Here is a 23,806-nt window from a genome sequence, read left to right on the forward strand (position 1 = left end):
GCTGTCATTTTTTAATTGATCCACAAAACTACAATTTTTCATCGTGCCGCTCTCCCATTTTCACGAATTAATAGCCATGATCCACATTTTTCTTCAAATTTTCTTGCAAATATTTTGCAGTTCTCCTGAAAACCCCTATATTTGCATCGCTTTTGAGAAAATTCCTTAGTAGCTCAGTTGGTTAGAGCGGCGGACTGTTAATCCGTAGGTCGTAGGTTCAAGTCCTACCTGAGGAGCCAAGAAGCTGAAAGCCAGTAGAAATACTGGCTTTTTTCATGCTCGCAAGTTTCGAATTTCATGCAAAAGCTCAAGCTATCTATTACATAAACACTTGTTTAAAAACGACTTAACTACTTCATCCAAAATCATAGACATATTCAGACAGACAAGGTATTAAAATACCATATTTGCTATCATTTACACTTCATTTGCTATCAACTGGTCACCAAAGTGGTCACCTTCTCTAAAAAAAGTGGTCACCTTTTTTCGAAGGATAAACTATTGTTTTAAAGGCTATTAATCTACATTTATTAGCAACAAATAAAAGTAAATCATACCTGATTCCCCACCTCAAACCGGGTTGAAAGTGAAAAAAGGATCTCAATTGCTTATCTATTGCCTCATTATTGCATTCCACCCCCAGAACACGGTGTATGTTATTTTTCCTTATATCCTGTTAAAATGGCGGCGATAATCGGGCGATAAGGCGGCGACAATGGGGCGACAGCGCCTAACTGTCACCCAACAGTCGCCCAACAACCAGACAATTCCCATGATCAACCTTGGAAATACCCCTTTAAAACCAATATTATACCCAATTTTTCTATTCCAATAAAAACCAGCGTGCAGGATGATCCCCACACACTGGTTTTCCAATAATATTCGACGATTATTATACCCTTCCAATCATTTCTTCAACAATTGCTCCCGAATAATCTGTTCATACTTTTCGGGAGTAGCCCCGGTTTCAATGATCGGTTTACCGCCCACCGGGATAAAAAACAAGGTCGGTAGAGCCACCACGTTAAACATACTGCATAACTCTTTTTCCTTGTCAGCATTGATTTTCAGGAATAAAACCCGATCCTTGTACTTCTCCGCCATCTCCTCCATTTCCGGAATCAAGCACATACAAGGGTCGCACCATGTCGCCCAAAAATCAATAACCACACATTCAGAGAATTATGCCTAAATTAAATTTTCCTTGAAAAAAGTGATACCTCAACTACCCCTGTTTGCCCGAGAAATTGTTATAAATATGTAAAAGGCAAGAAAAAATGAACGATAAGTTTAATTTTAGGATAGCAGAATTATTAGCGGCACTTTTCACCGGTTCCCACTCAGAACAAGACGTTGGAGAGTTGCGAAATTGGATTCAAGAAAACGAACGGCGTAGTAAGTTTACGACCAAGATTCTCAATGAAGATAATTTCGAATATAACGAAAAAATGCTTGCAAAGTTTCCCAGCGAGGAGAGATGGCAGAGGGTTAAAGTCCTCTTGGATAAAACGGGAAAATCGAAAAAGTTGCGTCTGTGGATGGTCCGGTACACTGCCGCAGTCGTGCTTTTGCTCGTGGCCGTAGTCTCATCCTTGTGGTTGAACAAGGATGAGGTCGAAGAACAATGTCCATTGCCAAGAGTGCTTGCAAGCGGAACGACCGGTGCCCGCTTGACAACAGGGAACGGCAAGGCGATCGACATCACGCAGAATGCCCACTTGCAATTACACGAAGAAGATGGCACTTCGATCACGACGGATTCCCTAGGTATGGTTTACGAAGCCTCGGATTCGGTGGTTGAACAGGAAATATGGAACACAATGGAAACAATGACAGGCAGGGAATACATGCTAGTGCTGGCAGATGGTACTCGGATTTTCATGAATGCCGAGACACAAGTGACATTCCCGGCAAGTTTCAAGGGGTGTGAACGACGCATTCGTTTGTCGGGCGAGGCCTATTTCGAGGTGGCAAAAGATCCAATGCATCCTTTCATTGTCGAGACGGAGGGAGCGGAAGTACGGGTATTGGGAACTTCCTTTAACGTGCGGGCTTATGAAGGCGAGCAAGAGATGGTGACGACACTGGTCGAGGGGAAGGTTGCCGTGTCCGACAGCCTAACAAAACGGGAAATTCATCCTGGAGAGCAGGCCGTGTGTATGCTTGCCGAGGGACGTATAGACGTACGACAGGTGGAAGTGTCATTATACACGGCGTGGAAATCCGGTAAGTTCATATTCCACAATGAGCCTTTGGAGAAGATCATGACTTATCTGTCTCATTGGTACGGTTTTGAATGCCGCTTTTTGGACAACAAGGCAAGGGAGGTACGGATAGGAGCAAGCCTTAACCGTTACGAGGATGCTACACCCATCCTTTCGATGTTGCAAAAGACCAACCTCGTCCATGTCACGCAAGTTGATAACGTGTTATATATTTCGAGTGCAAAATAAAAAAGATGCGTTCGTGTTGGCCACACATAACGCATCGAGGTTAATATCAAAGTTCGTTATACTTTAATTATTCAAAGTTATGAAAAAAAATGACACGTCCATTTCTTCTAAGCGAAGAAAATGGCGAAAATCTTTATTAGTTATGAATTTGAAAGTGATGTTGCTACTGTACACTTGCTTGTACATACCAACGTCTGTCTATGCACAGGAAGTCCGTCTGACAGTAAAGATGGAGAACGCCACCTTAGAGCAGGTAATTTGGCACATTCAACAGGAGACTGATTTCGTGTTCATGTACGGATCAAATGACGTTGCCGAGGTGAAAGGACTGAATGTGAACATGAAGAATAAAACCATTAGCGAAATTTTAGATCATTGTTTGAAAAGTACGCATTTACGTTATGAAATTCAAAACAACGCAATTGTCATCCGCAAGCAGGACGAGAAAGACAAGGAACGAGTGGTAATCAAAGGTATGGTGAAAGACACGAGGGGAGAACCATTGCCCGGAGTGACAATTTTGGAAAAAGGAACTTCCGTGGGAGTTGCAACCGACAGGGAGGGACGTTTCACATTTACAACGGTCAAGAGCGACCAGATCGTGCTAGTGTTCTCTTTCGTGGGAATGAAGACAAAGGAGATAGCTTGGAAGGGACAAGAAGACTTAAACGTCGTACTAGAGGAAGAAGCACAATCCATGGATGAAGTGGTTGTCACAGGTTACCAGAGAATGAAAAAATCAAACATGGCCGGTTCCGTGAGTACGGTAAAGGCAGAGGATTTGGTCTTAACGGGTACTCAATCTTTAGAGGCGGCTTTACAGGGGAAATTAACAGGGGTTGACATTCAAAACCAGAGCGGATTGGTAGGTACCCGGCAAAAGGTGCGTGTACGAGGTACCTCCACGCTTTTGGGTAGCCAAGAGCCAGTGTGGGTAGTTGATGGTATAATTCAAACGGATCCGCTTCCCTTCAAGGCCACCGATTTGTCCATGGCGAGCACGGATCCGGATAATATCGACATGATTCGCAACTTCGTGGGTAGCTCGATCTCTTGGTTGAACCCAGCGGACATTAAGGATATTACGGTATTGAAGGACGCCTCGGCCACGGCCATTTATGGAGTGAAAGCAGCTAATGGCGTTATTGTCATTAACACGAAACGAGGAGAGAAGGGACGTATGTCCATCAATTATTCCGGTAGCTTTTCGATTGGCTCCAAAGTAACCTATGATAAATTAGATTTGATGAATTCCAAAGAACGTGTAGACGTGTCTCGAGAGATTTTCACGAGAGGACTGTGTGGCACGCAACCGTTATTGAAAGTGGGCTATCAAGACTTGCTTCGACAGTATCTGGAGGACAAGATTTCCCACGAAACATTCAATGCAGGCGTGAAGAAGTTGGAGGTGGTAAACACCGATTGGTTCGATTTATTGTACGAGAATCCGTTCAGCTATGCCAACACCCTTAGTATGTCTGGTGGTAACGAGAAGATCACGTACTACGCATCCTTCGGTGTATCCAACAATAACGGTACGGCTAAAGGTAATGATTCGAAAAGCTACCAAGGGAGCGTTAACGTGACGACTACTTTTTGGAACTGTCTGGATTTCTCCGCCCGAGTGAACGGGAACGTGCAGAAGACCCGCGCCTACCACTCCTGCGTGGAGCCATATACCTACGCATCCACGACTAGTAGAGTGATACAAGCTTTCGATGACGAAGGGGAATTATACTACTATCACCATAATAATGGTTACAAATACAACGTGTTGAACGAGTTGGCGGAATCCGGAAACGAGAACACGACCAGTTCTTTAAACACGAACGTGAGCTTGAATTGGAACATCATGAAAGGCCTCCGTTACGAGATGTTGCTTGGTTACAACTACTCCTCTTCCCACGGAGAATCCTGGGCAACGGAGCGAACCAATTACATCACTTACATGCGTAAATACGAGTTCGGTCAATACAATGCCCAAGACGAGGCATACAAAGCCAGCTACCTACCACATGGTGGTGTATTAAACTTACAGGAAACCCGCAACGAAAGCTACACGTGGCGTAACCAGTTATCCTACGTGAAGAACTTCGGCCGACATTTGCTGACTGCCACGTTGGGCCACGAGATCAGCAGTTCCACGTATGGAGGGTTTACCGGTACATTTTACGGATATTTGCCCGATCGCGGGAAAACGATTAAAAATCCACCGTTGAACATCGAATCGCATGAACAGCTTTATCCCAACACAAATTATGCCCAAGGTTCATATAGCATTATAGATAATAAGACCAATCAAGTGTCTGTGTATGGGGCACTCAGCTACACATTCGACGAGCGTTATGTATTCAACGCCAGTTTGCGTTCTGACGCGTCCAACCGTTTCGGACAAGACAAAAATTCCCGTTTCTTACCAGTGTGGTCGTTCGGGTTGCGCTGGAATATGGGTCGGGAACACTTCTTCGAGGGGCAAAATTTCTTGAACGAGTGCAGTTTCCGGTTGACCTATGGATACCAAGGTAATGCCAGTGAAGCCGCTTGTTCCGATTTGATTGCTAGGATACCATCGGACAACGAAGGTGGTATTGTTATGGGAGAATACGTGCTGAATATCAAAAGTCTACCGAATCCGCAACTTAGATGGGAGAAGACGGCCACGTTGAATGCCGGGATCGATTTCGCTTTTTGGAAAAATAAGATCAACGGTTCGTTTGAGTATTACCATAAAAAGACGACTGATGCCATTGTCGAAAAGACAGTGCCGTTAGAGAATGGTGTGGTGAGCATGCCAATGAACGGTGGTACGCTGGAAAACTCGGGATGGGAATTGAGTTTCAGTTTTGCCCCTATTCGCACGAAGAATTTCATGTGGTCGGTGAGCTTGAACACGTCACAAAACTTCAACAAGGTGACGGACGCCTTGGAATCCAATAAAAATTGGACACAGGCGACAACCGGTAGGGTAAACAAGGAAGGCTATGCCATGTCCAGTTTCTGGGCGTTCGAGATGGAAGGGGTAGATCCGAAAACGGGCGTACCCGTGTACAACCTGCCAGACGTGGATAGTCCGGAGGCTCAGGCTGACGCAACAGTGTATATGAAATATATGGGTAAATTGAACCCAGATTTCACTTCCGGGTTGAGCATGATTTTCCGTTACAAGAACTTGTCATTGTCTTCGTCTTTCTATCTTTCTCTAGGTGGAAAGAAATTCCTAGCACCGATGTTCTCCTCGGATATGTACAACGACACACCGAACGAATATAATAATTTGCCCAAAGAGTGGGTGGGACGTTGGCGGAAACCGGGCGACGTGACGAACATTCCTTCTTTGCCGTTTAGAAATTGCGGCTCTATCGACCTGCCGAACGGCAAAGCGTACCTGTATCAGATGTATAATTACACGACGGACCGAGTCGTGAACGCTTCCTATTTGAGGTGCAATAGTATTTCGCTGTCTTACAATTTGTCCAGCGGACTGATTCGAAAGTTTGCCCAAAATGTGGGATTCTCGTTTAACGTAACCAACCCGTTCACGATCGTGAGCAGTGATTTCAAGGGTAAAGATCCGGAGGTTGCCTCAGGTTCTCAACCGTTAGCTAGGAATTATTCCTTTAGCATGAGTTTAAGTTTCTAATGATTAAACAGATAAATCGTATGAGAAATATACTATTGTTTTTATTGTTGTTGGGGGTCGCCGGATGTAACGACTTCTTGGAAGAATCTAGTCAAGACGAGATCCGTCCGTCGACGGTGGAGGATTTGATGCAGGTAATGACTGGCGAGGGATATCCGATGAATTTCTTGGAGTACGGTTATACCGAGCTATTGACTGACAATGTAAAATGTAACGGATCAAGTAGCGATGGCTCAATGATCAGCACGATGGACAACATGCGCTCCCTGTTCCTTTGGGAAGACGATATGTTCGAGAAATTGACAGAAGACGGGTATAATTCTTGGAAAGCTTTGTATCGCAAGATCATGGGCTGTAACACAATTTTAGGCTATATAGATAAAGTGAGCGGTTCTCAAGAGGTAAAGAACAATCTGTGCGGTCAAGCCTATGTGCTACGAGCTTACTACTATTTCTTGTTGGTGAATTACTATGGAATGCCTTATAATGTTGGCGACCCCAAGACGAACTTGGGAGTACCCTTGAAATTGGTGATGGACGTAAACGACGGTTTTATGAAGAGGAATACGGTGGCCGAGGTATATGATCAGATCGTGAAGGATTTGGAGGTTGGAATCCAATTATTAGAGGAACATCCTAAAGATATGTCTTTGTATAAAATTAATGCATTGGCTGGTGAAGCGATATTGTGTCGAGTGTACCTTTACATGGAGGATTGGGACCACGCGTTGGAATATGCGAATAAGGTGTTAAAGAAAAAGCCGACGTTACTTTCCTTCGCGAGTATGCCGACAGGGATGATGGAACCAGGATTTATGGGTCCAACTTGGTCAGTTTACAATTTGTCCGTAAGTGATGAGATTATTTGGATGTATGGTGATTATAAAACATTCTCATCTTGTTTTCCATCCTTGCAAGGATCAATCCCGCCTTTCTCGATTTCCGAAGACTTGCAGAATTTGTATGAATATAATGATTGGGGGTATGATACCGAGTCGGGTCAATGGTATTACAATTATGGCGATTTGCGCTTGCCCGCATATTATCAATACGTGATGGACTTTACTACAATGTTTGTAGGTTATATTTTCGGGTATAAAGGCGGACCGAGCCAGAATTATGCCAGTTTTGGTATTCGAACGGCAGAGATGTATTTGAACCGGGCAGAGGCACACATACGAAAATTCATGGAGACGGGAAACGATGAGTTCCGGGTGTTGGCATTAGCGGATCTGAATAGATTGCGAGCCACCCGTTTTGATACGCAAAATGTAGCTTATAAAGATGTGGACTTCTCGGACAAGGATGATTTGTGGAACTTTTATGAAAAAGAACGACGCCGCGAGTTGGCCTTTGAAGGACATCGTTGGTTTGACTTACGCCGTTTCGGGATGCCGGAGTTGACTCACATTTACTTTGTGGAGAAAGGATTGGAGGAAACGGTCACTTTACAAGAGGGTGATCCCCGCTACGTGTTGCCAATTCCACCATCAGCCATGGATAATAATACTTATTTAACACAAAATAAACGTTAAGAGAAGATATGAAACGAAGAATATTTTTATTGTTATTGGTGATCTTCGCAGTTGCTTGTCACGAGGAAGAGACATTGACCCCGACGGAGACTCCGGAATTCGGATATTCTGTACCTCAAGGTAATCATGATTATGATGATAAGATCGTGGATTGGAAAGAGAGATTCAACACGTTCACTCTATATAAGTTTGAATTGAAAGAGTTGTATTGGGAAGTAGTCAAATGGATAGAGGAAACACCAATTGAGAATGGTGGTACGTATAAATCTACAGGTGGTTTTAAAGCTGCAGTTGCTGACGAGAAGTATGTGGGAAAACAACTGGAATTGATTCAAGAACAGTTCTTGCGCTTTTACTCGGACACAACATTGAAGCGTTGTTTGCCACTGAAGATTTTGCTGTGTAGCCAATTGGATCATTACAGCGTTTATGGATTATTCGATAAAACATATAATATGTACAGTGGTTATGATTGTTTGGCCTTCAACTGGGGGAATGAGAAGGTCTTGACGCTGACTGACGCACAAAAAAATGCGATTCGAGTGGAAACGAATGATGGATTCTTGAGACGTTTGATGTACAAAGCCAAGATAACAGTGGATCCCGCTTTCTTCGAAGTGTCGAATTATAACCAATTGACTTCCACAAACGCATACGAGCAAGGCTGTTTGTTTTATAACACCTCGAAAGATACCGATGCGCTATTCTTTATTACTGCCATTATTTCGACTCCGTATGCAAATTTGATGGCGGAGGATACGACGCCGAATTCGTACAATGGGATTCTAAATCCGAAAAAGGATAAGAACGGTTTGATTCGAAAAAAGTATGATTTGCTTGTAAATTGCCTTAAAGAAAATTATAATATTGATTTGCAGGCAATAGGTAATGCAACATTAGTAAATTAAAGAGGAAGAAAGAATATGTATTGCAAATTATTTATAGTATTGGCAATGTCGTTTACTTCAGTAGTGGGATTTGCGCAGTCGAAGAACACCGCCACTGAGGTGTTAGATTACCGTGAAATGGACGGGAAAATGATTGTGGATGTGATGGTAAACGGGCGATTCCTCCCGTTCGCACTCGATCTAGCTGGGCATACGACCATTTTGTCGAAATATGTGGACGAGGCAAACCCCGAAAAGCATATAGCACATCGACTATTGGATTCCACTTTCTTGTACAAAGATATGTCCTTGCCCCGATTGGAGACTTTCGGGTGGGTAACATTAGGAAATGTTGCCTACGCAAATAATCTCACCGCTTGCGTGTTGGAAGAAGCTCCTTATTTTCAAAAACTTGGCATAGCCGGAGTACTTGGCGGCGAAATGTTTTTAGGAAAAGTACTGACGATCGACACCCAACGCAAGAAATTGACCGTATCAACACCGACCGCCCCCCCTTACATGCAAGAGGATTATCAGATGAAGATGGAGCTAGTAGCCGGTACGACTGTCGCTTGTGAGATAATATTGGATGAAGAAGTTTTTCCTGTAGTTTTAGACACTTGGAACGAGGGATTCGTTTCCATGACCCCGGAAGATTTCGCCAAGGTAAACGGCAAAAAAGGTGGCAAGGCATCCATTACGAAGGGATATCTGCCGACGGAAAAGGCTACCGCCACCAAGGTCGTTGCTAAAGGTCGTTTCGTGAATGAGGAGTTGGGTGAAGTGGTCGTGGCCAAGAACGAAAATCTGCCCCGTTCCATACTGGGATCCGACATTCTCAGAAAAGGAATCGTCACCATTGATTACAAAAAGCAGAAACTTTATTTCCAACCATTTGATTTGGTGAAGGTGCAAAATGACGGGATGGACAATGTCGTGACTGAAATTGTGCCCGGCAAATTGAACTCGATTAACCGAAAGTATTTTTTGGAGCATCTTTACGATTATCGTAAAGATAAAGAGTTCATATTTAAAGGAAATAAACCGATAGTTATCGATTTCTGGGCAACGTGGTGCAAACCTTGTATGCAATTGATGCCCGAGTTGGAAAAAATGGCCGAGAGGTACAAAGACCAAGTGGTGTTCATGAAAATAGACGTGGACAAGGAAAAAGAACTTTGTGCGGTGTTCAATGTAAAACTGATTCCAATGTTACTTTTAGTACCAGTAAGTGGAAAACCAACGGTACTAGAAGGATACCAACCAGAGAAATGTGAGGAAATCATTCAAGAACAGTTGTTGAAATAACATGAAATTGATCGAGACGTCTATGGCGAAGTGAAAGATTGGTGCAGATTAAATATATGTAATACCATTTATTCTATAACTTTACTATCAATTCGTCATAGACTATCGTAAATTATCGTTCTTTGATGGACTTTTCTAAAACTAGTATTACTTTGGAAATTAGACAAAAAATAGGAGATAAAAATGCTCTTTTAACTGTTCCCGCAATTTACGATAAGCTGTTTTTTTCAAAGCATGAACTGTCCCCTCGGCAATCCCCATCTCACTGGCAATCTGTGGGTTTTTCAATCCTTCCATGGCATACTTGATGATGGTTCTCATCTGAGGAGGCAACCCCTCAATGGCTTTCCGGACCAACATATAAGTTTCTTGCTCGATAACCTCTTCTTGAAAATATTCTTCTGATTCCCGGTTCGCCTCGTCCACGTATGCCTGATTTACTTGCTCTCGTTTCAAGTAATTCAAACACCGGTTACGTGCCACCATATAAAGAAATCCCTTTACTTTATATATATCCTCGAAATCAGCCCGTTTCTCCCAATAACTCAATAGCGTCTCCTGCGCGATATCCTTGCATTGCTCCTCGTTCTTCACATACTTTGAGGCAAATACACATAGGATAGGATAATAATCTCCAAAGAACTCCTTAAACGAGTTCTTATCTCCCTCCCTTATATCTGCCACGATATTCCGCATATTACACTCAATCTGTTTTTTCCAATTCCATTGACCCATTATTGGCCATCTGATCTACATACAAAAATACATAATAAATCGTACAATCAAAATCTTCAGATTTTCCGGAGAAAGAATATACTATCGTACAATACGAATACTTTCTTATCACCATACATCTGTTTATCACCACGATACACTATCAACAAATAGCAAGCCTGCCTTTTTTAATAAACATTTTATGCTGAAATTGTAAAAACAAAATGTTCAAAAGTGACGTTTAGAGGTAAGAAGTCGAATAACTATTTCGACAAATGAATATATTTATTAAAATTCTCTAATCATCAATATTCCTTTATAAACAAAAGGAGTACGTCAAAATTATCTCAACGCACTCCTTGTAATTATCTTTAAAACCGGAAGCCATGCATAAACTGTGGATAAAAAGAAGCATTAAAATCTCATATAGCATCTCCCGGTTTTAATACTATCTCACCATCATCATAGATGATTTAGCTGCTTTGGGTTTACTCCCATTTACCAATTCTTCCAACTTATCCATTAATGCCTGACCTCTCAAATTCGTTCCAACAATGCGCCCCTCTTTATCCAGAACTAGAACATAAGGGATCCCTGAGAATTGGTACAATCTCATCACATCTTTCCCTGCCTGCGGGGCACACACCTGTTCCCAAGGCATATTTTCTTCACCTAAAGCTTTTTTCCAAGCGGCATCGCTCTTATCAATTGACACGCTAAAGAAGGCTACTCCTTTATCGCCATACTTCGCATAGGCCTCTTTCAAATGGGGAATCTCAGCACGACAAGGACCACACCAAGATGCCCAAAAGTCCATGACAAGAATCTTTCCACGAAAATCTTGTGGTCCCATATTCTTTTTCCCGTCAGGTGTCGGACAAGCAAATTCCGGTGCAACCTGACCTTGTCCTGATAATTCTTTCTGAGTTAACACCTCTTGAAACTCTTTCACAGCTGTACTTGTTGGATACAATTTTGACAAATTTGCTGCAATTTTTTTTACCATTTCCGCATATTCATTTTTCTCCAGAGCTTTTAAGATCGCTATAACAGCCTCCCTATCAGCATACAACTCAGCCCAATATTGTAAACGATTCGGTAAATCCCCACTCACAATATCAGCGACCTCAACGGCCAATTGCCTTTTTACACTATCAGCCAAACTGATATATTCACGAATAGGAACAGGAACCTTTGTCAACATTTCATACATTTGAAAAACTTCCCAGTTCAGAGCGTTCATCACCTCATTATCCTTTCCTCCACGGATCGGGTAATAAGAAGGACGAACAACTTTAAATTTCGCATTACCAAAACCGGGAAAATCAACACTCAAATCCTCCGTCCCAGCCCAAAATTCCACTCTTTGGCCTCCTTGACATTCCAATATATACACACCCGGAGTCGCTACACGCATTTTCAACTCGTAAGTTCCATCAGATTTTATTGCACACGAATCGACAACCTCCTTAAAAAACCCCTCCTTCTTGATCACACGGATCATATCCTCTCCTTCCCGTAAAGCTGCTACTTTCCCGGAAATATTGATCGTCGGACGATAATTTTTATCATTCTTCTCCGGGTGTCTTAATTTATCAGCTACACCCAAAAATGTATTCTTCAAAGCAGCCATATCTTTATCATTCGGCTTTTTATCGCAATTGGCTGCAATTACATCAAGCCATTTAGCCGCCTCTTCACGTAACACCATGTCCTTACACAAAACATTCACTTTCAACCCCCAATTATAAATCATGAAATCGTCATTCAATCCTTTCTTGATTCGTTCATTTCCCAACCGAATATATTCTTGCCAATTATTCGTTTTCATGGCATAATACATACGAGCCTCATCTATAATCTGTTCTCTCTGCTTCAGATCGGTCTTCATTAATTGACTCGTGTACCGATCAAACCCTTTCGTGTCAAACACATCATCCTTCCAGTAACGGTAAGCCCCCTCACTATACAATTGATACAATTTCCGATTTACTTCTTTCTCCCCGAAAAGCGTGATAAATTCTTCCCGATTTTTATACATGTACTTAGAGATGCCAGCATCTACATCTTTTACATATTTTTGAAAAAGTTTCCAATACTCCGGTTCTTTCAATCTAGACTTCTCCAACGTATTGAAATAATCCACACATACACGGGCAGCAACCTTATCTTCCCCGGCAACACTCAACACTTCCATATACTCTTGTATAAAATCCGGCTGACGATTACCCTCTCCATACTTCTTTTTCATCACGCTATATCCATTCCCGTCCAAGGCACGAGCGGCCTCTTTCAACAGTATCTCTGCAGGCGTAGTCCCGACAATCCGATGAAACATATTACCTCCCCCATCAATAAAAAGCAATGTAGGATAACCTAGGATCTCATATTGTTTATTCAACGTTTTACCCTCTTTGGATTCCATATCCATCTTCACGTTAATGAAATGGGAGTTAAAATAATCCCCGACCTCTTTCTTCGTGAACACGGTTGTCGCCAACATTTTACAAGGCACACACCAAGAGGTGTAACAATCCATAAATATCGGTTTACCAGTACTTTTTGCCTCAGCCAAAGCCTGTTCCCATGAACCTTCGAAAAAACGAATTCCGTTTTCTGCCTGTTTTTCAACAGGCTGTTGATCGATTTTGGCAACCGTCATTTGCGCATCAGACACCTTTACACTTGAGAATAAAATTCCCAGTATCCCAAGAAGCGTCAATAAATAATTACATTTCATACTTTTTTTGATAACAAAATTAATTTACTATTCTATTTTCCATCCCATATCTTTTATCTTTCCGAAACCGGAGAAAGATAGCAGGCTCCCTTTGTCCACGGCTCCGCTGGAAGGGTCAACCATGAATTGGTACACGGTTCCATTACCTTCCTTCTCGTTGTACGTGGCGACATACAGCACCTCGCAATCATTTACCGGAATGGGAGCCATCATCGTCGTCCCGTAACAATATTTCTGCAACCGGATACAAGTGATCTGTTCTCCTGTCGGCACATTCCAAACAGGTCCATCCCCCGTCGTATTCGTCCCCTTATAATCGTATAGATAAAGCCCGTTACCTGTAGCATAATAAAAAATCTCTCCCTTATACCCTGCCGCAACAGAAACTATTCCATCCGACAAACCTTCACATCTTCCCATATCATACTTCCCGACACCAACCATCGTTTGAGAACTAAAATCAGCAATCAACAGATAATAATGCCCGGTAGCATCTCTCATCACAATATCCTCGTAATGCCCCATAACAAAACCAGAAGACATAATGGCCCGACCATAATCACTCGCCACCAATTCCAACCCCACGTTCTTACAATCAAAAGCTACTGCTGCATCTTGAGCAGGGAAATCAGAAACCTCAGAACTATTTGCTTTCACACATTTAAAGCATTGCTGAACCTCATCATACAAGACAGCACTATAAGATGACGTTGTAGGACTCCAATTCGCCAATCGCCCGTATCCTCCGTAACAAGGCGCACCAAAATGAATGGACGATCTGTCCGAACCACTCGTCGTGTAATTAGCCGTATGTACTTTCCCGTCATTAATAACCATTTCTCGCTTGTTATAAAATGCAGTGTAATACCCCGGTGCTTTCACTTCGGGAGCCGTCCAAAACAAGGCATCAAAAGAATACAATTTAGTAAAAGACAATGGGTCTACCGCAACCATATCCTTTTTGGTAACAGCCATAACAACCTCCGGTTTCGTCACTTTCGAATACAACAATCGCACAGGTTCCCCCTCTAACGATGCACCAGTAAACGTTTCAAACACATCAACCCAAACCTGTTCGTTAACAACATTCGGTGCAATCCGTTTATTAGCCAAGATCCCCACGTCAGTCTTTCCATCTCTTTCATACAACACCATCCATCCCTCACTCAAACCGGCATTAACTTTCAACCCGAACTTCATAAATGCACGAACTCCCGTTTCCTTATTTAACACGGTGAACACCAACTCCCATTGGCGAGCATCCAGATTCAACGGAAGACTCAACTCGATTCCTTCCGCAATCGTATCTCTTCCCGCAATCGGAACATCTGTTCCCTGTTGATACACCACCCAGTTACATTCCAGTTCGGGATACAGATATTCTGAACCATTCACTAACTTTCCTTTGAAATACACCTTTATGGGTATATCCAAAACGTCTAACCGATTAACAGAATAATTCGCCAGAATCCCTGCGCCTGTTGAATCAATAACAATCTCATCCAAATCATGGTAATCGTAATTACCTTTATCATCATAACACCCCCATAAACTCAAACAAGTCACGACGGTCAATAATATATATTTTAACATATCCATAATATCAACTTAATTAAAAAGATATTGGTCCGTATTCATCCGAAAGAGGACGATCGGGATTATCCGGATTATTATTATATTCCACAAGCGCAACACGGCATTTTTCCTGCAGGTACAAAGCCTCTGCGTACGACACTTCTCCGGGAGCCGTAGGTTTACCTCTATAAATGACCCTAGTGACCGCCTTGCCGATTACTTTTATCATAAACTGGTATTTCGTAAGACTATACGTACCGAAAAATTGTTTCAACGGTATAAATTGTTCCGGATCATTATCCCAGTATATTGGTTTTTCTTCACGATCCTTCACGATCAACTTCAATCCGGAATACTCTTTCGTACCAATAGTCAACCAATCATTCGTCTTTAGCGCTAAAGAAATTGTAAATTCCCTATTTTTTAAATCACTCGTATTCTTGAAATAAATCGGGAAATAACCTCCTGATACTCCCGCTTTCAACACGTAAACCGGCAATTGATAATGCTTCCCCTCAATCAAAGAAGAAGAATCCCCTCCAACAACCTCCAATTCAAAAGGACAATCCTCCTCCAACGACTTCCCGATCAATTTCACATAAAACTGTATGGAATCCAATTCCGTTCCCAGCGGACGGTAAGCGTAATTATACACCATGCTATCCACACGTCCGGAATACAACTCGGAACCAAACCAAAGATTCAAACTTCTCTCTGTCTGGTCATACATTAACTTATCCTCTTCATTACAGGCACACAGCATCCATGCCATGATAATCCCTATCCATATAATTTGTTTTTTCATATCATTACCTGTTATTTACCCAACCCGGATTTTGCAATTCATCCTTCGGTAAGGGAAGTTTATATAATCCTAATCCTGTCATATCAGCATCTGTACGCTTGATTGTAGGCATATTCAAACGCTTATAACAAAAGAACAATTGTCCCTCTCCAATAATTTCTTTTCTAAACTCCGATACCAGCAAGGAATTAAAATTCTCCAAATCACCTGTTCCCAAATCCCCGATTCCCCGATGACGACGAACCTCGTTCAAAGCACCCAACACATCACCCGAAGTATGGTAACGACTCTCCGCCAAGATATAATACATCTCGGACAACCGCATCAATGGCATTTTATTCCGGTAAGCAACCGGCCAAACAGTTGATCCGTCACCAGACAATTGGTCATACTTTTTCAAATAATGCATTCCTGCACTCAACCCGGTACCACTCTTAAACTGGTATAGGTAACGATAATCCTGCGTTCCCTCGTAATAATCCAATAACGAAGATTCATCCAAAGCAAAAGCGGAATTGCTACCGGAAAAATAAGTCTCAGCCCGACTTTCTAATGTCACCACGTTCAAGGCAAACAAATGCTCGGATGAAAAAGACAGATCGGCCATTTTTTCATTAGTCAGATTCGATTGCTTTACCCATTCAAATTTTCCGGATTCAATCACTTCCATGGCACAACGGATTGCATTCTGATAGTCCTTCTTGTAAAGATAAGCCCTAGCCATCAACCCCTTCACCGCATAATAATTTAAATGCACTTGTCGGTTCATCAGATAACCATTATCTGTTGTCTCGGCAATTGCTTTTCCCGTATAAATCGGGTCACTTTTCAAATATTCAGCCGCATTTCCTAAATCTACTAGTACCATATCGACAATCTCCGCAACAGTCTTCTGCGGGAACACCTCTGGCGTGTATTCCGTCACGTACGGGATTGCTTTCTTGGCGGGATCTTCAGCATAACTAGCCCCAAACAATCGTAATAAATCGAAATGCAAGAAACCGCGTAATGCCAAAGCTTCCCCTTTAATTACCTCATAATTAGGATTTGTAAACAGCGATTTTTTCGCATCAATTTCCCCCAGCAATTTATTTGTATTCGCAATTGCATTATATAACCCACACCACAAAGAATCGATTCGTATTTCCGTCTGAATACTCTCGTATGTATAATCTTTATCATCCAGATAAACCATCGGTTGATAGTCCCACTCCTGCGCTAACACACCTAACATACCAAATGTCAACTCTTTCCCGTACAAATACTCTTGAGTCATAATACTATATACCCCGGACAGCGCCTCTTTAAAACCGGTTTCTGAAGAAAACAAATCCTTATCCTTCACTTGTGATTTCGGCTCCACGTCCAACCAATCGTTACAAGATACCGTCGCCAGCATAACAACGCATAAGTACAAGCATCTTTTGTAAAAATGTATTTTATTTCTCATCATTCAATTTTTTATTATTAAAACGTTGCCTGCAAACTAAAAGAAAAGGTTCTGGCAAACGGATATTCCAAGCCTCGCTCCGTTTTCACGGATGATACCCGAAACACGTCTGTCATGTAAAAAGCCAATTTCAAACGCTCCGCAAACTTAGATATATTCAGATGTTTAAAATCATACCCTAAATTCAACGATGCCAGAGATAACTCATTTTGTCTCTCAACGAAACGATCCGTTGGACGGGTAGTTGTCGGAGTTTCAGTTATTCGCTTAAAAAACGTAACATCGCCCGGATTTTTCCACGTTCCGGAGAATACCCGACGATCCAAATTATATTGAATATCAACATTCTCTACCCGATCAACTAACGTCTGATTATAGTAATCACCCCCAACCTTATAACTAAACGAACAATTCAAAGAAAATCCCATATACTCCGTATTAAATCCAAAATTACCTTGAAATTTCGGATTAGACTCCCCACATACAACCTGATCGTTAATATTCCATTCGTAAGTCTTCTCCCCCTTACGATTCAAAAATAATTCATCTCCTGTCTCCGGATCGATACCCAATGAACGAACCGCCCAAATAGCACTGGTAGATTGTCCCTCTTCAAAGCGAGTGAAAGGCTTCGACGGATTAACATCATCGTCATTTTGAGCCTCATTCGAATGCGTCAAAGCATCTGAAATTTTCACGATTTTATTCTTATTATGAGAAACCGAACCAAAAATCGTGAAATAGGCATCCTTTTCCGTATTATTATACACCCGCCAATTCAACGTAGCATCAAACCCTTTATTCTGAACTTCTCCCAAATTTTCCTTGAAAGTATTGAACCCCGTTGAACCAGACAAATCGAAATCAACCAACAAATTATCCGTATTGCTCACATAATAATCGAAACGAAAAGTCAAAGAACCGAAAAACTGGGCATCCACACCAATATTAATATCTTGAGTCCGTTGCCATTTCAGCTTATCGTTCGCCATTCCCATCAAATACGCCCCCACAATATTATCATATTCCGCATTCGTGAAATACTTATACGTTGCCATGGCTTGATAAGGATTAAAGTTCTGGCTACCCGTGTACCCGACAGAAGCCCGTAACTTCAATTGTTTCAACCATTCCTGCCCACTCATAAAACTCTCGTAATGCATATTCCATCCGATACCTGCCGACCAAAAACCACCCCAACGATTGTCCGATCCATACACGGATGACCCACTCAACCGATAAGACAAATCCGCCAAATAACGATTATCGTAAGAATAATTTATCGCTCCGACAAGACCGATTTCCCGTGTCGTAGTCTCATCTCCCGACGGGCTGCCATTTTCCGCATATTGTTTGGCAAAAGCCACGTGATCCACCTTATCATTCAGGAAACCCCAAGCCTCCATACCATGATAATCATAACTATCCTGTTGCAAATTCCAGTTCAAATTGGCAAACAACAAATGTTTATCCCATTGTTTCGAGTAATTCAACGTAGCATCCAATTTCAAGGTCTTACTCGTTCCATCCTTAATGTAATAAGAACCACGTTTGAAATAGTTATCTCCCGTCCAATCAGCAAACTTCGTATGATTACCCGGATAAAAATCCTCCCGACTATCCTGTTTCTGAGTATAACCGAAACGGCCGATAAACTTCAGATCTTTATGCATCTGCCATTCCATGTAGAAATTATTTGTAATCTCCGTATATTTTGAGAAATTTTTTGTCCCCAATGTCGCATTATACAAAGGATTATAATACACACTTGCTGTCTGCCAATACGATCTCTGGAATGTTCCCAACACTCGTTTCAAATTACCATTCTCATCTTTCGGACTCCAATAAGGATTCAACTTTGTATATTCTGAAAAACTACCATAAGGTGAATCATCTGCCCGATTAAACGCCACACTCAAAACATTTCTAAAAATCATCTTATTATATCGGTAAGACAAAGTAATTGCTCCAGCCACATTTTCACGACTTGATTCTTTCATCACACCCGCAACTTTATTATATGAAAGATCAACCCCATATCGCAGATAGTCATCTCCTCCTTCCAAATATAGCGAATGTTTATGTCCCACGCCTGTTCTCAATGGTTTTGCGAGCCAGTAGGTATTCACCCCACGGGCAATCTCCCGTTCAATCGCATTATACTGTTCCAAACTAAATTGCTCGTCTATCGGGTAATAAGCCTTATAACGCCCGCTCTCCCACTCTACCTGTAACTTTTCTTTTGCATTACACAAATCATAACTAGACAAATCCGGAGTTGTAATATTCAAGTCACCGGAATACGAAACCTTTAATTTTCCTTTCTCCGGTTGTATCGTCTCGATAACCACCACCCCGTTAGCCGCACGAGAACCGTAAATAGCCTTAGCTGCCGCATCTTTCAAAAGTGTCACCGAAGCCACCCGGTTCATGTCCAAATCGAACACTTTTTCTACCGTTGCCTCAAAACCATCCAAAATAAATAAAGGCTGATTCGGATTCGACTCGTATTCTCCCTTCACATTAGGCAGACTGGAAGCTCCACGCACTTGAATGTCTGGAGTCCTGTTCGGATCAGAACCGAAATCCACATTCTCCATTACCATAAACGAAGGATCCATATTCTTCAAACTTTGTAGAATATTTTGATTCCCCATCCGTTTTAAATCTGCTTGTTTAAACGTGGTCGCCGCACCAGTAAAACTTTCTGCCTTTCGGGTAAAAATTCCGGTAATAACCACCTCTTCCATTTCACTCACCTCATCCAATAACACTACATTTAACGTCTTCTCTCCTTTCCACACCACCTCTTTCGTGGTCATACCCACGAAAGAAAACACCAGAACCACCGAATCACGTTTAGGAATCGTGATCGAAAAATCTCCATCATTTGCAGTAGCCACCCCCGTTGTGGTACCTTTCAACACCACGGTTACCCCAGGAAGACCGTTTCCGTGAGAATCTTTCACGACACCATTTATCGTCACCGATTTTAAACTATCTGAAACAGGAGACGACAAATACCGTTTAATAACAACCACCTTTCCCTGTATCTCATAGGAAAGATTCGTTCCTCTCAACACCTCAGTCAGTATCTTTTCCAAAGGAGCATCTTTAAACACGGCATCCACCTTATTACTTCCCGCAACATCCGTTACATTGTAAAAAAACGTGATGTCACTCTTTTTCTCTAAAGCCCAGATCACCTCTTCCAACGTCACCCCCTTCAGCTCCAAGCTCATTCTTGCATGTTGCGCCCGTACATTTGCCGATATTGACATGACGGAACATAATAACAAACACGTACATAATTTCATCATCCTAAAAATTTTTACATACATTTCCCCGTGGGGAAAGTATTCTTTCCACTTTTTTTTCATAACTTTGTCATACAGCTTTAATTAAAAACACTTTATATCAAAGTGAAAGTTTGAACCGGTGATGTTCGCAGCATCACCTGTTTTTATTTCACCCCTAGAACTATTCGTTTTCCATTTACCTCCACCGTTAACTTATCCGTGGCCCGCAACACATTCAGAATCGGTGTTATATCTTCGCTACGATCCAGTTTCCCTGCAAAGGCCATATTTTTAATTGACTCATCCAAATAAACCACTTCCATATCATACCACCGGGCTAAAGTTTTCATAATATTCTCCAGCCGATCCTGCCGGAAAATAAAATGCCCATTCTTCCACGCCACGAACAAATCCGGATCAACCTCCCGTACCTGCAATTTTACATTTTCCCGACTCCACTCTGCCTGTTGATTAGGTTTGATCTCTATTTTTTCTTTTTTATCAATCCCCGCAAAAACAGCTACTTTTCCTCGCAATAAAGTTGTCTGGACATTCGATTCATCAGGATAAGCCTTCACGTTAAATTCCGTTCCAGTCACAAGTACATCCATATCCTTTGTCTTAACAACAAACGGACGTTCCTTAGAAGCGGTCACTTGAAAATACGCTTCTCCCTCCAAAGTAACTTCCCGTTTCTCTCCGACAAATTTTTGAGGATACGTGATAACACTCTCCGCATTTAGATATACCCAAGTCCCATCACTCAAAATCAAGTTATATTCCCCTCCCGTGGGAACAATAATTTTATTCATAACCTCTTTATCTCCTCCCCCTGCATTCCGATTATACTCTATTCGGGAGGAATCATTCACAACCACGATTCCACTTTCTTCCAAAACTTTATTCACATTCTGATTACTCAATTCAATCTCTCTTCCATCACCTAAAACCAACAATGCTTTTGCTTTTCCCGGCTCTATCGTTGTCTGAGCTATTTCAGTGACACCAGCCTCTTCTCGTTCGTTCATCCAGATTCCAATGCCAACAACACACAACACGAAAATGGCCGCAGCATATCCCCAGTGCCAGCGCCTCATCCTCCGCTTACTCCCTAGACCTAACTCCCGTTCACAAGTAGTCATGTATTTTCTGACATCAATAGACTCCCGTTTCTCTATATATTGCCTTACCCGTTCCCGTTTCACAATCTTATCATAAAGCGATTCGTTTCCCGGAGAGGAGTGAATCCACGACTGCAACTCTTCCCTTTCTTCATCACTCAATCCTTCCCAAAGTTGCTTGGCAATTAATTGACAAATTCTCTTATTTTGCGAAATTACATCCATGTTTTCATTTTAATTACATCTATATAACAACTGAAAAAATGAAAACGATGAATCCACATGAAAAAAAATTACAATTTTAACATTTCTTCCGTATAAAAATGGACAACAATTAATATAAGTCCGTATAATTCAGCAAGAAAAGAAGATAAAAATAATCTTGTAGCAATCCCTTCAACTTTTTGTAAGCATTTTGCTTTAACGTCCGCACGGAATTTATCGATATTCCCAATTGTTCGGCAATCTCCCCGTTCGAAAGTTCCTGAAGTGATAATAATATAACTTTCTTCGATTGCGGTGCAAGCTCGTCAATCGCTTTATAAATCATCGAATACACCTCTTCCTCGATCACGTTATCCCGCAAGTACTCTTCCGACTCCAACATTCCTCGTTCCACGTACTGGGACACGATGGAATCGTGTTTCAACTTATTCAAAGCCAAATTCCTCGCCATCGTGTACAAAAAGCCCCTCACCTTATCCTCCGTCTCGAAGGTCATATCTCCACGCCACAACCGGATAAAACACTCTTGGGCAACGTCAGCCGCCGCCTCCATATCATTCAGGTACTTATCGGCAAACATCACGATGGAAGAGAAATTTCCCTCGAAAAAAGCCTTGAATACCTGCCTGTCCTTATTATTTATCCCAGTTAGTACATCCATGAAGGAGTTTTTACCAATAACAACCTACTTAATTATTTTCCCAAAAGTAGGAAATATCTTGATAACAGCAAAAAACAATCATTCACTAAATACATTTACCCACGACTCGTCATTTTCTATTACGCAAGTATAATTATTATAAGATAATAATGCAAGTATGGTAAACAAAACATGGTACCCCACCGAGTACCATGTTTGACACCTAAAATGTCACATCCACAACAATTATCTAAACGAGACTTTCTACCGGGCAAAAAGCTCATCCATCTTTTTGGACAAAGCCTCTCCCCGTAAATCCTGCGCAATAATCTTTCCGTCCTTATCGATAATATACATCCGTGGAATTCCGGTTACCCGGAAACGCTGGGCTATCGGGCAATCGAACTTGTTCAACGTCGAAACGTGGTGCCAGTTCAACTCGTTTTTCTCGATGGCATTCACCCACGGTTCTTTCTTCGAATCCAGCGAGACACCGAGAATCTCCAATCCCTGATCGTGATATTTCTTGTAAATCTCCTTCACGTTAGGCATCTCCGCCATACACGGCCCGCACCACGAGGCCCAGAAATCCAGTAACACGACACGGCCCCGCAAATCATACAAGGACAACTCCCGGCCACTGGGAGTTGTCGCTTTAAAGTTGGGAGCAACACCCCCAACGCTCACCATACCCATCTCGTCTATTTTCTTTTTCAACTCGATACCCGGTACAGATTGTTTCACCCGGTCGGTCAACTTATTGTAGAAACCTTGAACTTCTTCAAACGTGTAGTTATCCATCAAATGACTCTCGAAGAAATAAGTCGAGGCATAAGAATTACGAGCCGAGTCCATGTAATTATTCACGGCGGCCATCAAAGAACTATCCAGAAGGGCAAACACTCGTTTCAACGAATCCACGGCCACCGGGTCGCTATAGTCAGCTTGACTGGCTGCCATCATCTTCCCCAACTGCATAAAGGAAATCGTTGTTTTCAAAGTACTCCCTTTTTCCAAGATCTCCTGTTCCTTATTTCCCGTGCAAGTCACCGTCACCGAAGTCGTGGGCTTTCCTTTCCACTCTTTCGTAGTCTCCTCAAACATGACATTCATCGGCTCTCCATCCACGATAATCTCCTTCCTCTTGTCTGTATTATAAACTAATACCATCTTTTGCACCCGATCCACGTTTCCTTTCAACAAGAACGTGAAACCCGGAGCCACCACGGCAGAATCTACCGCCCGAAACTCTTTATTCCCAACAATCTCACTCAAATAAATCTTCTTCCCTTCCCCGTTTTCCCAAGTCCCCGCGATCCGGTAAGAAACACCCTTCGAACACGACAACACCAACGTGCAACACGCCAGCATGAATATCCCTCTCATCAACATTTTCATCATATTTTGCTTTATT

Annotated in this window: 14 protein-coding genes, 1 tRNA gene and 1 pseudogene; 6 read left to right on the forward strand and 10 right to left on the reverse strand. The window is 42.1% G+C overall.

Annotation, left to right across the window (positions count from 1 at the left end):
* The first annotated feature begins 162 nt into the window (after positions 1 to 162).
* Positions 163 to 239 (forward strand) — tRNA-Asn (locus tag R8806_RS10420).
* 667 nt (positions 240 to 906) lie between these two features.
* On the opposite strand, the pseudogene R8806_RS10425 reads toward R8806_RS10420, so the two are convergent.
* Positions 907 to 1,170: pseudogene (locus R8806_RS10425) on the reverse strand (thioredoxin family protein); the annotation flags it as partial.
* Between the two features lie 107 nt (positions 1,171 to 1,277).
* On the opposite strand from R8806_RS10425, the gene R8806_RS10430 reads away from it, so the two are divergent.
* The 5 genes from R8806_RS10430 to R8806_RS10450 all read left to right on the forward strand — a co-directional run bounded on the left by R8806_RS10430 (position 1,278) and on the right by R8806_RS10450 (position 9,823).
* On the forward strand, positions 1,278 to 2,453 hold the full coding sequence (locus tag R8806_RS10430; RefSeq protein WP_124315582.1) for a FecR family protein: 1,176 nt from the start codon (positions 1,278 to 1,280) through the stop codon (positions 2,451 to 2,453).
* A 79-nt stretch (positions 2,454 to 2,532) separates the two neighbouring features.
* Positions 2,533 to 6,093 carry a SusC/RagA family TonB-linked outer membrane protein gene (locus R8806_RS10435; RefSeq protein ID WP_124315581.1) on the forward strand — a complete coding sequence of 1,187 codons (3,561 nt, stop codon included), beginning with the start codon at positions 2,533 to 2,535 and terminating at the stop codon, positions 6,091 to 6,093.
* A 20-nt stretch (positions 6,094 to 6,113) separates the two neighbouring features.
* Positions 6,114 to 7,628, forward strand: a complete 1,515-nt coding sequence (locus R8806_RS10440; RefSeq protein WP_164719530.1) for a RagB/SusD family nutrient uptake outer membrane protein — start codon at positions 6,114 to 6,116, stop codon at positions 7,626 to 7,628.
* A gap of 8 nt (positions 7,629 to 7,636) precedes the next feature.
* Positions 7,637 to 8,536, forward strand: a complete 900-nt coding sequence (locus R8806_RS10445; protein WP_124315579.1) for a hypothetical protein — start codon at positions 7,637 to 7,639, stop codon at positions 8,534 to 8,536.
* A 15-nt stretch (positions 8,537 to 8,551) separates the two neighbouring features.
* On the forward strand, positions 8,552 to 9,823 hold the full coding sequence (locus R8806_RS10450; protein WP_229782902.1) for a thioredoxin family protein: 1,272 nt from the start codon (positions 8,552 to 8,554) through the stop codon (positions 9,821 to 9,823).
* A gap of 159 nt (positions 9,824 to 9,982) precedes the next feature.
* Here the strand turns inward: R8806_RS10450 and R8806_RS10455 are convergent, their stop codons facing one another.
* The 9 genes from R8806_RS10455 to R8806_RS10495 all read right to left on the reverse strand — a co-directional run bounded on the left by R8806_RS10455 (position 9,983) and on the right by R8806_RS10495 (position 23,793).
* Entirely contained in the window at positions 9,983 to 10,558 is a 576-nt protein-coding gene (locus R8806_RS10455; RefSeq protein ID WP_221230304.1) for an RNA polymerase sigma factor, read from the reverse strand.
* A gap of 427 nt (positions 10,559 to 10,985) precedes the next feature.
* Positions 10,986 to 13,277, reverse strand: a complete 2,292-nt coding sequence (locus tag R8806_RS10460; protein WP_124316449.1) for a TlpA family protein disulfide reductase — start codon at positions 13,275 to 13,277, stop codon at positions 10,986 to 10,988.
* 27 nt (positions 13,278 to 13,304) lie between these two features.
* Complete coding sequence (locus R8806_RS10465; protein WP_124316448.1) at positions 13,305 to 14,876, reverse strand: PKD-like family lipoprotein; 1,572 nt, start codon at positions 14,874 to 14,876, stop codon at positions 13,305 to 13,307.
* A gap of 13 nt (positions 14,877 to 14,889) precedes the next feature.
* Positions 14,890 to 15,657, reverse strand: coding sequence for a DUF4843 domain-containing protein (locus R8806_RS10470; protein ID WP_124316447.1), 768 nt, complete (start codon positions 15,655 to 15,657; stop codon positions 14,890 to 14,892).
* Between the two features lie 4 nt (positions 15,658 to 15,661).
* On the reverse strand, positions 15,662 to 17,110 hold the full coding sequence (locus tag R8806_RS10475) for a RagB/SusD family nutrient uptake outer membrane protein (protein WP_244980126.1): 1,449 nt from the start codon (positions 17,108 to 17,110) through the stop codon (positions 15,662 to 15,664).
* A gap of 14 nt (positions 17,111 to 17,124) precedes the next feature.
* Positions 17,125 to 20,427, reverse strand: a complete 3,303-nt coding sequence (locus R8806_RS10480) for a SusC/RagA family TonB-linked outer membrane protein (protein WP_164719607.1) — start codon at positions 20,425 to 20,427, stop codon at positions 17,125 to 17,127.
* Between the two features lie 143 nt (positions 20,428 to 20,570).
* The gene (locus R8806_RS10485; protein WP_124316444.1) at positions 20,571 to 21,752 is read right to left on the reverse strand and encodes a FecR family protein; all 1,182 of its coding nucleotides are present in this window, start codon (positions 21,750 to 21,752) and stop codon (positions 20,571 to 20,573) included.
* Between the two features lie 109 nt (positions 21,753 to 21,861).
* Entirely contained in the window at positions 21,862 to 22,413 is a 552-nt protein-coding gene (locus R8806_RS10490; RefSeq protein WP_124316443.1) for a sigma-70 family RNA polymerase sigma factor, read from the reverse strand.
* A gap of 243 nt (positions 22,414 to 22,656) precedes the next feature.
* Complete coding sequence (locus R8806_RS10495) at positions 22,657 to 23,793, reverse strand: peroxiredoxin family protein (RefSeq protein WP_124316442.1); 1,137 nt, start codon at positions 23,791 to 23,793, stop codon at positions 22,657 to 22,659.
* Between the last annotated feature and the right edge of the window lie 13 nt (positions 23,794 to 23,806).

The organism is Butyricimonas faecihominis (assembly GCF_033096445.1).
Lineage (GTDB): Bacteria > Bacteroidota > Bacteroidia > Bacteroidales > Marinifilaceae > Butyricimonas > Butyricimonas faecihominis.